This is a genomic window from Nocardiopsis sp. FIRDI 009, from assembly GCF_003386285.1.
Classification (GTDB): domain Bacteria; phylum Actinomycetota; class Actinomycetes; order Streptosporangiales; family Streptosporangiaceae; genus Nocardiopsis.
In genome coordinates this window covers 38,201-51,640 of the sequence record NZ_QPNC01000016.1, presented here as the reverse complement: position 1 = coordinate 51,640, position 13,440 = coordinate 38,201, and the positions used below count along the sequence as shown (strand labels likewise).

At 70.4% G+C, this 13,440-nt stretch carries 16 protein-coding genes and 1 pseudogene; 8 read left to right on the top strand and 9 right to left on the bottom strand.

Annotated features, from left to right (window positions below; translation table 11 throughout):
- Positions 1 to 121: 121 nt before the first annotated feature.
- Positions 122 to 359, top strand: a pseudogene (locus DVR05_RS14090) (SDR family oxidoreductase); the annotation flags it as partial.
- Between the two features lie 181 nt (positions 360 to 540).
- On the opposite strand, the gene DVR05_RS14085 reads toward DVR05_RS14090, so the two are convergent.
- The 4 genes from DVR05_RS14085 to DVR05_RS14070 form a co-directional block, all read right to left on the bottom strand.
- Positions 541 to 1,935 (bottom strand): dihydrolipoamide acetyltransferase family protein, encoded by a 1,395-nt coding sequence (locus DVR05_RS14085; RefSeq protein ID WP_116246332.1) that lies wholly within the window; start codon positions 1,933 to 1,935, stop codon positions 541 to 543.
- Between the two features lie 19 nt (positions 1,936 to 1,954).
- Positions 1,955 to 2,935 (bottom strand): alpha-ketoacid dehydrogenase subunit beta, encoded by a 981-nt coding sequence (locus tag DVR05_RS14080; RefSeq protein WP_116246331.1) that lies wholly within the window; start codon positions 2,933 to 2,935, stop codon positions 1,955 to 1,957.
- Between the two features lie 3 nt (positions 2,936 to 2,938).
- The gene (gene pdhA, locus DVR05_RS14075) at positions 2,939 to 4,054 is read right to left on the bottom strand and encodes a pyruvate dehydrogenase (acetyl-transferring) E1 component subunit alpha (protein WP_116246330.1); all 1,116 of its coding nucleotides are present in this window, start codon (positions 4,052 to 4,054) and stop codon (positions 2,939 to 2,941) included.
- Between the two features lie 405 nt (positions 4,055 to 4,459).
- Positions 4,460 to 5,071: a sigma-70 family RNA polymerase sigma factor gene (locus DVR05_RS14070; protein WP_017601257.1), complete on the bottom strand. Its 612-nt coding sequence runs from the start codon at positions 5,069 to 5,071 to the stop codon at positions 4,460 to 4,462.
- A gap of 284 nt (positions 5,072 to 5,355) precedes the next feature.
- Here DVR05_RS14070 and purS point away from each other — a divergent pair, with 284 nt between their 5' ends.
- From purS to purL, 5 genes are all read left to right on the top strand, one after another.
- Positions 5,356 to 5,598, top strand: a complete 243-nt coding sequence (gene purS, locus DVR05_RS14065) for a phosphoribosylformylglycinamidine synthase subunit PurS (RefSeq protein WP_116246329.1) — start codon at positions 5,356 to 5,358, stop codon at positions 5,596 to 5,598.
- Positions 5,599 to 5,749: 151 nt separating this feature from the next.
- Entirely contained in the window at positions 5,750 to 6,229 is a 480-nt protein-coding gene (locus DVR05_RS14060; protein WP_116246328.1) for an ATP-binding protein, read from the top strand.
- A 265-nt stretch (positions 6,230 to 6,494) separates the two neighbouring features.
- Complete coding sequence (gene purQ, locus DVR05_RS14055) at positions 6,495 to 7,190, top strand: phosphoribosylformylglycinamidine synthase subunit PurQ (protein WP_116246442.1); 696 nt, start codon at positions 6,495 to 6,497, stop codon at positions 7,188 to 7,190.
- A gap of 40 nt (positions 7,191 to 7,230) precedes the next feature.
- Complete coding sequence (locus tag DVR05_RS14050) at positions 7,231 to 7,755, top strand: hypothetical protein (RefSeq protein WP_116246327.1); 525 nt, start codon at positions 7,231 to 7,233, stop codon at positions 7,753 to 7,755.
- 84 nt (positions 7,756 to 7,839) lie between these two features.
- Positions 7,840 to 10,134, top strand: a complete 2,295-nt coding sequence (gene purL, locus DVR05_RS14045; protein WP_116246326.1) for a phosphoribosylformylglycinamidine synthase subunit PurL — start codon at positions 7,840 to 7,842, stop codon at positions 10,132 to 10,134.
- 54 nt (positions 10,135 to 10,188) lie between these two features.
- Here purL and DVR05_RS27410 read toward each other — a convergent pair whose 3' ends face one another.
- The 5 genes from DVR05_RS27410 to DVR05_RS14025 form a co-directional block, all read right to left on the bottom strand.
- Positions 10,189 to 10,599 carry a hypothetical protein gene (locus DVR05_RS27410; RefSeq protein ID WP_232832139.1) on the bottom strand — a complete coding sequence of 137 codons (411 nt, stop codon included), beginning with the start codon at positions 10,597 to 10,599 and terminating at the stop codon, positions 10,189 to 10,191.
- A gap of 82 nt (positions 10,600 to 10,681) precedes the next feature.
- On the bottom strand, positions 10,682 to 11,773 hold the full coding sequence (locus DVR05_RS14035; RefSeq protein ID WP_116246325.1) for an rRNA adenine N-6-methyltransferase family protein: 1,092 nt from the start codon (positions 11,771 to 11,773) through the stop codon (positions 10,682 to 10,684).
- The gene (locus tag DVR05_RS27740; protein ID WP_255423088.1) at positions 11,770 to 11,901 is read right to left on the bottom strand and encodes a hypothetical protein; all 132 of its coding nucleotides are present in this window, start codon (positions 11,899 to 11,901) and stop codon (positions 11,770 to 11,772) included. The genes DVR05_RS14035 and DVR05_RS27740 overlap by 4 nt, the downstream gene beginning before the upstream one ends.
- A gap of 13 nt (positions 11,902 to 11,914) precedes the next feature.
- The gene (locus DVR05_RS14030; protein ID WP_116246324.1) at positions 11,915 to 12,121 is read right to left on the bottom strand and encodes a hypothetical protein; all 207 of its coding nucleotides are present in this window, start codon (positions 12,119 to 12,121) and stop codon (positions 11,915 to 11,917) included.
- Complete coding sequence (locus tag DVR05_RS14025; protein WP_116246323.1) at positions 12,118 to 12,339, bottom strand: hypothetical protein; 222 nt, start codon at positions 12,337 to 12,339, stop codon at positions 12,118 to 12,120. Before DVR05_RS14025 ends, DVR05_RS14030 begins: the two co-directional genes overlap by 4 nt.
- A 77-nt stretch (positions 12,340 to 12,416) precedes the next feature.
- Here DVR05_RS14025 and DVR05_RS14020 point away from each other — a divergent pair, with 77 nt between their 5' ends.
- Together DVR05_RS14020 and DVR05_RS14015 are read left to right on the top strand one after the other, a co-directional pair.
- Positions 12,417 to 13,190 (top strand): helix-turn-helix transcriptional regulator, encoded by a 774-nt coding sequence (locus tag DVR05_RS14020; RefSeq protein WP_198659183.1) that lies wholly within the window; start codon positions 12,417 to 12,419, stop codon positions 13,188 to 13,190.
- The gene (locus DVR05_RS14015; RefSeq protein WP_116246322.1) at positions 13,187 to 13,354 is read left to right on the top strand and encodes a DUF397 domain-containing protein; all 168 of its coding nucleotides are present in this window, start codon (positions 13,187 to 13,189) and stop codon (positions 13,352 to 13,354) included. Before DVR05_RS14020 ends, DVR05_RS14015 begins: the two co-directional genes overlap by 4 nt.
- Positions 13,355 to 13,440 lie beyond the last annotated feature (86 nt).

Below are 13,440 nucleotides of genomic sequence, written 5' to 3'. Positions count from 1 at the left end.
ACGCCATGTGTCGGTCAACGCCCGTCCGGGAATACCCCAATGGCGGGGTCCGTCCCTCTCCCCCTTGGGGGGCGGGCCCCGCGCCACCGTGCCCGGCGCCCCACCGATGGACACCGTCGCCGCGCGGGACCTCGGGGGCGACCGTATCCGCGTCAACCCGATCTCGGCCGGGCCGATCAGGTCCGGCGGGCGGCCCCATCCCCGGATGCGACGCGATCGCGGACGGACGGGAGAACTCGGCGCCGCTCGGCCGGGAGACCAAGGACCCCACCACGGTCGCCGGTCCCGCGCTGTTCCTCATGTCCCCGGCCGCACGGGCGACCACCGGAACGACCCCGCACGTGGACGGCGGCCACCACGTGTCGTGGGGGCTTCCGTCCGCGCATGACCCGCCACCGGTCCCGCCCGGGTCGTCGGGACCGGAGCAGCACGAAGCCTCCGGCGGACGTGTCAACCCGTCCACCGGAGGCTTCGTTCATGTGCGGGTCGGCACCGCGTCCGTCCCGGCCTTCCCACGCGGGGCCGCCGGGTGGAAGCCGACTACCCCCAGGCGAGGGCGGTCAGCTCGGGGTCCTCCAGAGCGGTGCCGATGTCCCGCAGCACCTTGGAGCCGAGTTCGCCGTCGACCATCCGGTGGTCGAAGGACAGCGACAGCGTCGTCACCTTCCGGACCGCCAGCTCACCCTCGTGCACCCACGGCATCTCCCGGATCTGCCCGAAGGCGAGGATCGCCGCCTCCCCCGGGTTGATGATCGGGGTGCCCGCGTCCACGCCGAACACGCCGACGTTGGTGATGGTGATCGTGCCCTGGGACATGTCCGCCGGGCTCGTCTTGCCCGCCCGCGCGGTGTCGGTCAGCTCCTTCAGGGCCGCGGCCAGCTCGGGGAGGGTCTTGGCCTCGGCGTCCTTGATGTTGGGCACCACCAGACCCCGGTCGGTGGCGGCCGCGATCCCCAGGTTCACGTAGTCCTTGACCACGATCTCCTGGTTCTCCTCGTCCCAGGACGCGTTGATCTCCGGGTTGCGCCGGATCGCCATGAGCAGCGCCTTGGCCACCAGCAGCAGCGGGGAGACCCGCACGTCGGCGAAGTCGGGCCGCTCGCGCAGCCGCGCGATCGCCTCCATCGTCCGTGTGACGTCCACCTGGAGGAACTCGGTGACGTGCGGCGCCGTGAAGGCGCTGCCGACCATCGCCGCCGCCGTGTGCTTGCGCACCCCCTTGATCGGGATCCGCCGTTCACGGGCGGCCCGGTCCGTCGTGGCGGCCGGGGCCTCGGCGGCCGGAGCGGCGGGGGCCTCGGCGGCCTCGGCCGCCGCGCGCACGTCATCTCGGGTCACGATCCCCCCGGGACCGGTCGGCTCCACCGACGCCAGGTCCACCCCCAGGTCACGGGCGAGCTTGCGCACCGGCGGCTTGGCCAGCGGACGCCCACCGGCCGGAGCCCCGGGCCTGGCGGGCGCCGGAGCGGGCGGCGCGGCCGGAGCCGCCGCGGCGGGCTTCGGCGCGGGCGGCGAGACCGGGGCCGACGGGGTCGGGCGGCGGCGGGCGCGGCGCTGGGTGGACCCCGCCTTCTCCCCGTAGCCGACCAGGGGCTTCTCCCGCTCCTCGGTCTCCTGCGCGGGCGCGGAGGCCGATTCCGCCTCCGGCGCCGCCGCACCGCCGCTGCCGTCGTCCACGGTGATGATCACCGTGCCGACGTCCACCGTCTGGCCCTCCTCGACCAGCAGCTCCCGCACGGTTCCCGCGAACGGGCTGGGCAGCTCGACCACGGCCTTGGCGGTCTCGATCTCGCAGATGTTCTGGTTGACGGTGATCTCGTCACCGGGCTTCACGTACCAGGTGAGCAGCTCGGCCTCCACGAGGCCCTCACCGACGTCGGGCAGCCTGAACTCCTGCACGCCGCCGACGGCGGGTGCGTTCCTCTGAATCCCCATGTCTCCTGTTCCCCGATACCTAGAACGCGAACGCCCGGTCCACACCGTCCAGAACCCGATCAAGGTCCGGAAGATAGTGCTCCTCCAGCCTGGACTGTGGGTAGGGGGTGTCGAAGGCGGCAACGCGGATCACCGGCGATTCCAGGTGGTAGAAGCACTCCTCGGTGACACGGGCGGCGATCTCCGCGCCGGGGCCGCCGCTCAGCGGCGCCTCGTGCGCCACGACCAGACGACCGGTGCGCTTCACCGAGTCCACGATGGTGGGGTAGTCCACGGGGGCCAGCGACCGCACGTCGACGACCTCGATGGAGTGGTCGGTGTCGGCCTCGGCGGCCTGGAGGGCGGTCTTGACCATCGGCCCGTAGGCCAGCAGGGTCGCGTCCGTGCCGGGCCGGGCGATCCGGGCGGCGCCCATCGGGGTCGCCTCGGCGATCGAGGCCGTGGTGTCCACCTCGGCCTTCTCGTAGTAGCGCCGTTTGGGCTCCAGGAAGATGACCGGGTCGTCGGACCGGATGGCCTGCTGGATCATCCAGTAGGCGTCCTCGGGGTTGGCGACCGTGACCACCCGCAGGCCCGCCGTGTGGGTGAAGTAGGCCTCGGGCGACTCGCTGTGGTGCTCCACCGCGCCGATGCCGCCGCCGTAGGGGATGCGCATCACGACGGGGACGCTGAGCTTGCCCGCCGAACGGCGGCGCATCTTGGCGAGCTGGGTGAAGGTCTGGTTGGCCGCCGGGAAGAAGAACCCGTCGAACTGGATCTCCACCACCGGACGGTAGCCGCGCAGGGCCATGCCGATGGCGGTGCCGACGATGCCGGATTCGGCGAGGGGGGTGTCGATCACCCGGTCGGCGCCGAAGTCCTTGTGCAGCCCGTCGGTGACCCGGAAGACACCGCCGAGCCGGCCGACGTCCTCGCCCATGACCAGGACCTTCGGGTCGTGCTCCATGGCCGCGCGCAGACCCGCGTTGATCGCCTTGCCGATCGTGAGGTTGGTTCCCATGGCCTAGCGGCCCCCTTCCACGCCGGCGTCCTCGAAGGACGCGAGGTACTCGGCGAACTCGGACCGCTGCTGGTCGATGTGGACGTTCGGTTCGGCGTAGACCTCGTGGAAGATGTCCAGCGGCTCGGGGTCGGGCAGCGCCCGGCACTCGGCGCGCACCCGCTCGCCGATGGCGTCGGCCTCGGCGTCGACCGAGGCGAAGAACTCCTCGTCGGCCAAGCCCTCGCGCTCCAGGTGACGGCGCAGGCGCAGGATCGGGTCCTTGGCCTTCCACTCCTCCAGCTCGGCCGTCGCACGGTACCGGGTGGGGTCGTCGTTGGTGGTGTGGGCGCCCATCCGGTAGGTGAACGCCTCAATGAGCGTGGGGCCGTTGCCCTCACGCGCGTTGGCCAGCGCGGCGCGGGTGACGGCGAGGCAGGCGAGCACGTCGTTGCCGTCCACCCGCACGCCCGGGAAACCGAACCCGGAGGCCCGCCGGTAGATCGGCACACGGGCCTGCCGCTCCAGCGGTTCGGAGATGGCCCACTGGTTGTTCTGGCAGAAGAAGACCACGGGGGCGTTGTTCACCGACGCGAAGTTGAACGCCTCGTTGGTGTCGCCCTGGCTGGTGGCGCCGTCGCCGAAGTAGGCGATGACCGCGGTGCCGTCCTCCCCGACGGCTCCGTCGCGCTGGACGCCCATGGCGTAGCCGGTGGCGTGCAGGGCCTGGCTTCCGATGACGATCGTGTACAGGTGGAAGCCGTGCTCGTGCGGGTCCCAGCCGCCGTTGGTGACGCCCCGGAACATGCCCAGCAGTTCCTTGGGCTCGATGCCGCGGCACCAGGCGACGCCGTGCTCGCGGTAGGAGGGGAAGGCCATGTCGCCGTCGCGCAGGGCCCGCCCGGACCCGATCTGCGCGGCTTCCTGGCCCAGCAGGGAGGCCCACAGGCCCAGCTCGCCCTGCCGTTGGAGGGAGACGGCCTCGCTGTCGACCCGGCGGACGAGCACCAGGTCCCGGTACAGGTCGCGAATCTCGTCGGCGCCGACGTCCAGGGGGTAGTCGGGGTGCGCGGTGAACTCCCCTTCGGGTGTCAGGAGCTGGACAAGCTCCGGTTCTGCGTGTGCGGTGGTGTCCGACACGTCGCTCCTCGGGTTCTCGGGGCCGAATTCGCGTGGGTGAACGCTGATCGGCCGATTCAAGGTCCGCTCACCCGGGGTGGTGGGCACAGCGGACAGCCCTCACCACATCGTGACAGAACTCACTACGTGGAGCGCAAGACCTCAGCGTCACCTTTTAACCTGCCCGCCCATCATCCCGGCCCTCCGCACACGCGCAACTACCAGGGCTTCCTATCAATTACAAGGACTTCCAACAACTTTGCGGACCCGGTTGGCAACGGAACGGAGAACGTCCGGGCGGCCTCGCGCGAGGCCGCCCGGACGTGACGTGGCAGAGCGTGGTGACTACGGAGAGGGACCGCTTCGGGTCATGGGGGGTGCGGCGGGGGCGGGGAGCCCGTGTGCGGACCCGCGGGGCGGAACGGCTCAGGCCGGGACGCGCATACCGCGCTCGCGGCCGTAGTCGGCGAGCATCTCGCGGAGCTGACGGCGGGCGCGGTGCAGACGGGACATGACCGTGCCGAGCGGCGTCCCCATGCGGGCGGCGACCTCCTTGTAGGCGTAGCCCTCGATGTCCACGAGGTAGATGACCTCCTGGAACTCCTCGGGCAGGCGGGCGAGCGCCAGCTTGATGTCGGAGTCGGGCAGGTGGTCGAGGACCTCGGTCTCGGCCGAACGCATGCCGGACGACGTGTGCGCCTCGGCGGCGGCGAGCTGCCAGTCCTTGATCTCGTCGGTGGTCTCCTGGCGCGGCTCGCGCTGCTTCTTGCGGTAGGAGTTGATGAACGTGTTGGTCAGGATCCGGTAGAGCCAGGCCCTCAGGTTGGTGCCTGCCCGGAACTGGTGGAAATTGGCGAAGGCCTTGGCGAATGTCTCCTGGACGAGGTCCTCCGCGTCCGCCGGGTTGCGGGTCATCCGCAGCGCCGTCGGGTAGAGCTGGTCGGCGAACGGTGTCACCGCGGTGGCGAAGTCCAGGGTCTGCTCTTCGGCGCGGGTCTCACCGGTCGTGGAGGTCTGGTCCGCTGCGATAGTCGTCAAGATTCCCCCTCAGGACGACCGGACGATCACTTCCACACTGGTAGACGCCACCACACGCTTCCAATGATGACATCAATCGTGGTGATACGAGTCACGAAGACGCCGAAACCGTCCCCAGTAAGGGTAAGCATGCGGTAAAGGACCGGCGTGGCGGCTGGCCAGGACCCGGCCGCGGGCCGGTGTGGCATACGCTGGCGTCGCCCCCTCCGAGCGGCTCGGAGAGGCGCCCGCCCGGCTCCGCGGCGGGCAAGTGCGGCACACCCACATTTCTTCTGGAGGACGCTGTGGCCCGCGTCGTTGTTGACGTCATGCTCAAGCCCGAGATTCTGGACCCCCAGGGCCAGGCCATCGCCGGGGCCTGCTCCCGGTTGGGCTTCGAGGGGGTCGAGCAGGTCCGACAGGGCAAGCGCTTCGAGGTCGAGGTGGACGGCGAGGTCGACGACGCCAAGCTCGCCGACGTCCGCCGCCTGGCCGAGACCCTGCTCGCCAACACCGTCATCGAGGACTTCGAGGTCCGCGTCGCCTGATCCCCGCACCGGGAACGGACACATCCGTGTCCGGAATTGGCCAGCCGTGTCCCGTATCGGGCGCGGCTGTTCGTTTTGCACCAACCGGGCTCGGGAAGGTTCCTTAACGCGCCGAACCGGTAACCGATCACGGAGCACGAGAGGTGTACGCATGGACGCCGTCTTCTCGATCTCGCTCCCCCGCCAGGCGTACACGGTCTCCGTCGTACGCGACGTCCTCGGCACCCTGCTACGGCGCGTCGGCCTGTGCCAGGACTGCGCCGACGACATCGTCCTCGCCGCCTCCGAGGCCTGCGCCAACGCGATCGAGCACGCCGGATCGGCCACCGACTACCGAGTCGAGGCCGACCTCGACTCCCGGCTGTGCGAGCTGAGGATCTCCCACAACGGGGAGGCCCCCGCCGGCACGGTCCTCCCCCGCAGGCTCTCCCAGGACCACGTGCCCCTGCCCCGGCTCAGCGCGGAATCGGGCAGGGGCATCTTCCTGATGCGCCGCCTCATGGACGAGGTCTCCTTCCGGGGCGCCCCCCGCACGACGGTCCTCCTCCGCAAGTACCTCTCCCCCTGCGACCACCGGGACGAGGAGTCCCGGGGAGCCCTCGCCGCCGCACACGACTACGCCGCTCTCTGAACTCCTCCGCGCGGGGTGTGGCGCACACCACCGCGACTGTCGGGTCGCACACCCCGACCGCGCTTCCGGCCACCCGCATTGGGAGAATCGCACAGGCCAGGAGCCCGGAAGCGGGGTGAGGGTCGTACCCGAGCACAGTCGACCGGGTACGCTGCGAGGTGCGGACCGGTCGTCCCGCGACGGCCCGGCGTCCGCGGACTCCTCGCCCAACCACCCGCCTCCCCGCACGCGCGGGAGCGGACACACAATGACCCGGAGTGTGCTCATGGCAGCCCGTGTGGGCGTCGTCACCTTCCCCGGCTCCCTCGACGACAAGGACGCCGCCCGCGCCGTCGCGCTGGCGGGTGCCGAGCCCGTCTCGCTCTGGCACGCCGACCCCGACCTCAAGGGCGTGGACGCGGTGGTCCTGCCCGGCGGTTTCTCCTACGGCGACTACCTGCGCTGCGGCGCCATCGCCCGGTTCGCGCCCCTGATGTCCGAACTCGTTCCGGCCGCCCGCTCGGGCGCGCTGCCGGTGCTCGGCATCTGCAACGGCTTCCAGATCCTGTGCGAGAGCCACCTGCTCCCCGGAGCGCTCACCCGCAACACCTCGCTCCGCTTCCTCAACCGCGACCAGGTACTGCGCGTGGAGTCCACCGCCACCGCCTGGACCGGCGACTACACCGACGGCCAGGAGATCCTCGTCGTCCTCAAGAGCGGCGAGGGCAGCTACGTCGCCGACGAGGAGACCCTGGACGAACTGGAGGCCACCGGCCGGGTCGTGGTCCGCTACGCCGACGGCAACCCCAACGGGTCGCGCCGCGGCATCGCCGGGATCACCAACGAGCACGGGAACGTCGTCGGTCTCATGCCGCACCCCGAGCACGCCGTCGAGGCCCTGACCGGGCCCTCCACCGACGGGCTCGGCTTCTTCACCTCGATCCTCAGCCACCTGGCGGCCGGAACCCCGGTGCACGCCTGACCCGACGGACCCGCACACGGACAGGGGGACGAACCTCGCGATGATGGCGCTGCTGCGCTCCCGCCGTTTCACGATCGCACTGGCCGTCGCGCTCGTCGTCGGCCTGGTCGTCTCCGGCGCGCTCGGTCTGTTCCACGCCCTGCGCGCCCCTGTGCCCACGGCGTCGCCCGAGCCGCCCGCCTCGGGGGCGGCCCAGGCGCCGGAGCGGCTGGAGGCGCCGGACGTCGACGTGCTGGGCGACCCCCCGGAGGGGCTGTCCTACGTCTCCGGTGACGAGGACGTGCAGTGCACGACCGCCGAGTGCGTGCGCCTGGTGCGGGTCGTCGCCGAGGAGGGCGCTCCGGCCGCCGACTCCGAGGAGGCGATCGAGTCGGTCTACCACCACCTCCTGGACGCCAACTGGGGGCAGCTGCTCCCGGAGGGCGCGGAGTCCCCGGACGACGTGCCCCTGGGCGAGACCATCCTCAGTGACGGGGACGTCCTGGTCGCCGACTCCTCCGACCACGACGCGGAGGAGGCCACCGCGCTCCTCATGCTCGGCAACGCCGTCCAACCCGCATCCTGAGTCCTGCCCTGACCACGACCTTCCGCGCCGGTCGGCGGACGCCGCGGCCCGGCTCACACCCGCACATCCCGAACGGAACCACGCATGTCTGAAGTACCTGGTCTCGACACCGTCGCCACGGCGCTCGACACCCCGGACACCCCCCAGCCCTACGCCGAGCTGGGCATGGCCAAGGACGAGTACGAGCGGGTCCGCGAGATCCTGGGCCGCCGCCCCACCTCCTCCGAGCTGGCGATCTACTCGGTCATGTGGAGCGAGCACTGCTCCTACAAGTCCTCCAAGGTGCACCTGCGCCAGTTCGGGGAGAAGGCCCCCGAGAGCGACGCCCTGCTGGTCGGCATGGGTGAGAACGCCGGTGTCGTGGACGTGGGCGACGGACGCGCCGTCACGTTCAAGATCGAGTCGCACAACCACCCCTCCTACGTGGAACCGCACCAGGGCGCGGCCACCGGGGTCGGCGGCATCGTCCGCGACATCCTCACGATGGGCGCCCGTCCGGTCGCCGTGATGGACGCGCTGCGCTTCGGTCCCGCCGACGCCGACGACACCAAGCGCGTGCTCCCCGGCGTGGTCTCGGGCATCTCCTTCTACGGCAACTGCCTGGGGCTGCCCAACATCGGCGGCGAGATCGGCTTCGGCGCGGGCTACCTCGCCAACCCGCTGGTCAACGCCCTGTGCGTCGGTGTGATGCGGCACGAGGACATCAAGCTCGCCCAGGCTCCCGGCCCGGGCAACAAGGTGGTCCTGTTCGGCTCCACCACCGGCCCGGACGGGATCGGCGGCGCCTCCGTCCTGGCCAGCGCCAGCTTCGACGACGAGTCGCACGCCAAGCGCCCCAGCGTGCAGGTCGGCGACCCGTTCATGGAGAAGCTGCTCATCGAGTGCAGCCTGGAGCTGTACGCCCGCGACCTGGTCGTGGGCATCCAGGACCTGGGCGCGGCGGGTGTGTCCTGCGCGACCACGGAGCTGGCCGCGGGCGGCACCGGCGGCATGAACATCCAGCTCGACCGCGTCCCGCTGCGCGACCCCCGGCTCACCCCCGAGGAGATCCTCATGAGTGAGTCGCAGGAGCGCATGATGGCGGTGGTCGAACCGGCCAAGATGGACGAGTTCCTCGCCATCTGCGCCAAGTGGCAGATCCTCGCCACGGAGATCGGCGAGGTCACCGAGGTCACCCCCGAGGAGGCCGAGCGCGGCGGCCGCCTGGTGATGACGTGGCACGGTCAGACCGTCGTGGACATGCCGCCGCGGACCGCCTCCGACGAGGGTCCGGTCTACCAGCGCCCCTACGCCCGTCCCGCCGAGCAGGACGCGCTCCAGGCCGACGACGCCGCCGCGCTGCCCCGCCCGGTCGACGACGCCGAGCTGCGCGACCAGCTGCTCCGCGTGCTGGGCGCTCCGGGGGTGGGCGACCCCACCTGGGTCACCCAGCAGTACGACAGCTACGTGCGCGGTGACACGGTCGTCTCGGCCCCGCACGACGCCGGGATGATCCGCGTGTCCGACGACTCGCACCGCGGCGTGGCCCTGTCCACCGACGGCAACGGCCGCTACACCCGCCTGGACCCCTACGCAGGCACCCAGGCGGCCTACGCCGAGGCCTTCCGCAACGTCGCCGCCACGGGCGCCCGCCCGCTGGCGGTCACCAACTGCCTCAACTTCGGCTCCCCGGAGGACCCCGGGGTCATGTGGCAGTTCGCCGAGGCCACGCGGGGCCTGGCGGACGCCTGCCAGCAGCTGGGCACCCCGGTGACCGGCGGCAACGTGAGCTTCTACAACCAGACCGGCGACGTGGCGATCAACCCCACGCCCGTGATCGGCGTACTCGGCGTGATCGACGACGTCCGCGACCGCCTGCGGTCGGCCTTCGACACCGACGGCGCCACGGTGTTCCTGCTGGGCGAGACCCGTGCGGAGTTCGGCGGTTCGGCCTGGGCCGACGTGGTCCACGGCCACCTGGGCGGGTTGCCGCCCCGGGTGGATCTGGCCGCCGAGGCCGCACTCGGCGAGGTGCTGGCCACCGCCGCCGACCGCGGCCTGGTGAGTGCCGCCCACGACCTGTCCGACGGCGGTCTGGGGGTCGCGCTCGCCGAGTCGGCGCTGCGCGGCGGCCGGGGCGTGCGCGTGACCGTGGACGGCGACGCGTTCACCGCCCTGTTCAGCGAGTCCGGCGCCCGCGCCGTGGTCGCGGTGGCCCCGGAGCACACCGAGGCGCTCCGCGCGCTGGCCTCAGAGCACGGCGTGCCCGTCACCGAGATCGGCGCGGTGGGCGGCGACGCCCTGGTGGTCACCCACCCGGGCGGATCCGTCGAGGTGCCGCTGGCGGACCTGCGCACCGCCTACGAGGCCACGCTGCCCGCCCTGATGGACGGCGTGTAGCACCCGGAGACGAGAGGAGCGGGGGCGCCCACCGGGCTCCCCCGCTCCGCCGTGTCACGGGGGAACGGCTCGGCCGTCGTCCCCGGTGACCGCGAAGGTTTCCCCGCGCGCCACTTGGTCGAAGACGGCGGCCGCGTCGCGCCGGAGTCCGGTGATCGTGATCCGGTGGACGTTCGCTGCCCGGAGTCGTGCCACCCCGGCCTCGAACACCTCGGCCCCGTCCCCTGTTTCGATCGCCCGCTCCAGGTGACCGCTCCCCCGCCAACTCCGGTAGCTACTCATCCACCCACCTTCTTCCAAGCCGTCGAGGTAGGCGAGCGCCGCCTGATGCGCCTGAGCGTCCTCGATCGGGACGGAACTCCCGATGCCCGTGGCCTGGATCGCCTCCCGGACCCTGGCCTGCGCTTCCTCCGTGGGTTCGCCGTACTCGGCGAAGTGCTCTTCGAGAGACCGCTCAGCAGACATGTCCTCACCGTAGTTTCACCGGTAGCACCGGAGGAGGAATATCGGCAGATGCGGCGCCGACGACGAGGTGGGCCTGTCACCCTCAGGCCACGCGATGCTCCCACTCGCCGAACGGCGAACGCACGTGGCACACCCTGCTCGGCGGGCTGACCTCCAGGGAGAACGCCGTCACGTCCACCCCGTCAACACTCCTGAGGGTTTCGTACGCCTTCCCGAGCCGTTCGACCAGGTTCTCCCGGCCCCCGCTGTGCACCGTGCCGTCCGGCCAGAGGTAGGCCCACGACCCGTCCGGGGTCCCGAGGTAGACGATCCAGCCATGCCCGCCTTCCCAGGGTCGAATACCCACGCCCAAGCGCACCCCGGGCAGCATCAGCATCAGGGGTGTCATCAGGTCGGAGTCGAGGAGCTCCTCGGAGGTGACGACGAACCGTGACACCTCCTCGGGCTCACACCCCATCCCGGGGAAAGGCACGTCGCCAGGGCGCTGGGTGCGGTTGTTCATGAACGAGGCTTCCCGAACGAACGGCCCACGGGCGCACGTCCACCCGGACTTGCGCAGGGCCACGACGGGCGTGCTGTTCGAGGTGCGGTCCGGAGTCCAGGGGGCGACGATGGTCGCCTCGGGCTTGACCCGGTCGAGCCAGTCCACCGGCACCTCCGATACGGCGCAGGTGGCGATGAGCGCGTCATAGACGTCCGTGTCAGGGATTTCAGCGCCGGTTATGACCCGCGCCCTGGTTCCGGCCAGGCGTTCACGGGCGGCGGAGGCCACGTCCGGGTCGATCTCCACGCTCGTGACCGAACCCGCAGGGCCGACCAGAGTGGACAGGATCGCAGCGTTCCATCCCGTGCCGGTGCCGATCTCCAGCACCCGCATACCCGGCCTGATCCTCGCGGCGTCAATCATGTCCGCCATGAGTTGGGGTGCCGACGATGATGAGGTGGCCCAACCCTTGACGGTGGGATCGGCCTGCGTGATCACCGCGTCGGACTGGTAGACGAGGCTCGCCCACGTCTCGGGGTCGGCATTCACGTCAACAGGGGGCTGTGTCGGCTGGGCCAGGATCTGCTCGGGGATGTAGCGATGCCGAGGATGGGCGGAGAACGCCGCTCGGATCGCCTCGGGGGTGTCCAGATCGGCCACGAGCGCGTCGTGCTGATCGTTGAGGTTCACTTCTTCTCTCCGGTCCCGTTGCAGTCGGAGCAAGTCACGATCTCCTTGTCCTTACCCCACCCCTTCTTCTCGCCATCGCTCTGGATGATGAAGCTTCCCTTGCCGTCGCAGGATCCGCACTTGGCCATGAGGTCCTCTCCTCTACCGGGATTCGTGATCGTGTTCGTTGGCGACGTCCGCCCAGCGGGCGCGGTCCATCCGCAGGGCGTTCGCGAGGGCTTCGTTGGTCGTGGAGTGCCGCAGTTCGCAGATCCGGGTGAGGTAGCGGTGGCACTGGTCCCAGTCGCCCTCCCGGCCGTCCACGAGCCAGCGGGAGTTTCCGATGTAGGCGACCGCGTGGCGGGTCATGGCGTCGCCTCCGACCTGGGGCGGGGCACGTACCGGGTCAGGTGCAGGCGCACGCCCAGGACTTCGAGGGTGTCGGCACGGACGACGTCGTCGGCGTCGGGTCCGTGCACGGCGATCCAGGCGGGGCCGCCGTCGTAGGCCCGCTGGATTCTCCAGCCGGGATGCGCACGTCGGATGTCGGTGAGGGCGGCCTGTTCGGGGGTGCTGGGCTTCGTCATGTAGCCCAGCTCACACCTCGGTAACGGTGTGTCGCGACTCAATGACCCGCTCGTGCAAGCTTCGTAAAGTCCGTGACATGGAGGGCAACGACTTTTGCACAGCGCTCACGATCGCACGCAACAACGCGGGCCTCAGCAAGGCTCAGTTGGCCCGAAGAATCCCGTGCTCTCCTGGCCTGATCACCAAATGGGAGCAGGGAAAACACCTCCCCAGTTGGGACAACGTCGCACGGCTGGATGAGGTGTTGGGGACCCGGAATCACCTGGTGCACCTGTGGCAGGTAGCGATGACGGGGTCTTTGTTGAAGCCGTGGGAGGACTCCATCCCGGAACTGGAGCAGGGGTCCCACACCATCGAACTCGGTTCCCCCTGGGTGATACCCGGCTTGCTCCAGTGCCCGTCGTACATGGCGCTCATGCTGAGAGAAGGCCGCTTCCCGGAAACGGAGGTGGAGATCAAACGTGAGGTATCCACACGTAGCGGAAGGTACGATGCGCTCGCCAAGAATGGGTCGCCGTGGGTGACAGCGGTGTTCCCGCTGGGGGCACTGGCCTGCCTGCCCGACGATGTTCGTCGGGACCAAGTGGAGCACCTGTTGAAGATGATCAGTGGCGGCCGGGTGGAGGCTCACCTGATCCCTGACCGAACCGTGATCGGCCTGGTCTCACCGATGTCCGTCTTCCGCCTTCGTGATGGGCGGGTGGTCACGGCCAGCGAGCACAACCGAGGTGTCGTCATCCACTCCGACCCCACGGGAGTGGAACGGATGACCACCCGGTTCACACGGGTGCTGGGTTCCGCTCTACCGCCCCGCGAATCCGTGGTGAAGATGAAGGAGATGATGGCGTGAACGACTGGCACAAATCGAGCTACAGCCCGAGCGGGTCTGAGTGTGTAGAGGTGCGCGAGCACGAGAACGGCGCGGAGGTGCGCGACACCAAGCACCGCGAACACGGCTCCCTGGCCTTCGACACCGACCAGTGGGTCACGCTGATCGCCAGCGTCACCCGCTGACAGCCCCGACCGGTGGCCGAGGGCGGTGGTGTGAGTCAGCGCCAGTGCCGATAGTGCCAGGCATCGCCCCGCCGCGTCACGTTCCA

What these genes read in the sequence shown, in the direction of transcription:
- DVR05_RS14085 (WP_116246332.1), bottom strand. Translation starts at nt 1,935, where the DNA reads ATGGGGATTCAGAGGAACGCACCCGCCGTCGGCGGCGTGCAGGAGTTC.
- DVR05_RS14080 (WP_116246331.1), bottom strand. Translation starts at nt 2,935, where the DNA reads ATGGGAACCAACCTCACGATCGGCAAGGCGATCAACGCGGGTCTGCGC.
- DVR05_RS14060 (WP_116246328.1), top strand. Translation starts at nt 5,750, where the DNA reads ATGGACGCCGTCTTCTCGATCTCGCTCCCCCGCCAGGCGTACACGGTC.
- purQ (WP_116246442.1), top strand. Translation starts at nt 6,495, where the DNA reads ATGGCAGCCCGTGTGGGCGTCGTCACCTTCCCCGGCTCCCTCGACGAC.
- DVR05_RS14050 (WP_116246327.1), top strand. Translation starts at nt 7,231, where the DNA reads ATGATGGCGCTGCTGCGCTCCCGCCGTTTCACGATCGCACTGGCCGTC.
- purL (WP_116246326.1), top strand. Translation starts at nt 7,840, where the DNA reads ATGTCTGAAGTACCTGGTCTCGACACCGTCGCCACGGCGCTCGACACC.
- DVR05_RS27410 (WP_232832139.1), bottom strand. Translation starts at nt 10,599, where the DNA reads ATGTCTGCTGAGCGGTCTCTCGAAGAGCACTTCGCCGAGTACGGCGAA.
- DVR05_RS27740 (WP_255423088.1), bottom strand. Translation starts at nt 11,901, where the DNA reads ATGGCCAAGTGCGGATCCTGCGACGGCAAGGGAAGCTTCATCATCCAG.
- DVR05_RS14030 (WP_116246324.1), bottom strand. Translation starts at nt 12,121, where the DNA reads ATGACCCGCCACGCGGTCGCCTACATCGGAAACTCCCGCTGGCTCGTG.
- DVR05_RS14025 (WP_116246323.1), bottom strand. Translation starts at nt 12,339, where the DNA reads ATGACGAAGCCCAGCACCCCCGAACAGGCCGCCCTCACCGACATCCGA.
- DVR05_RS14020 (WP_198659183.1), top strand. Translation starts at nt 12,417, where the DNA reads ATGGAGGGCAACGACTTTTGCACAGCGCTCACGATCGCACGCAACAAC.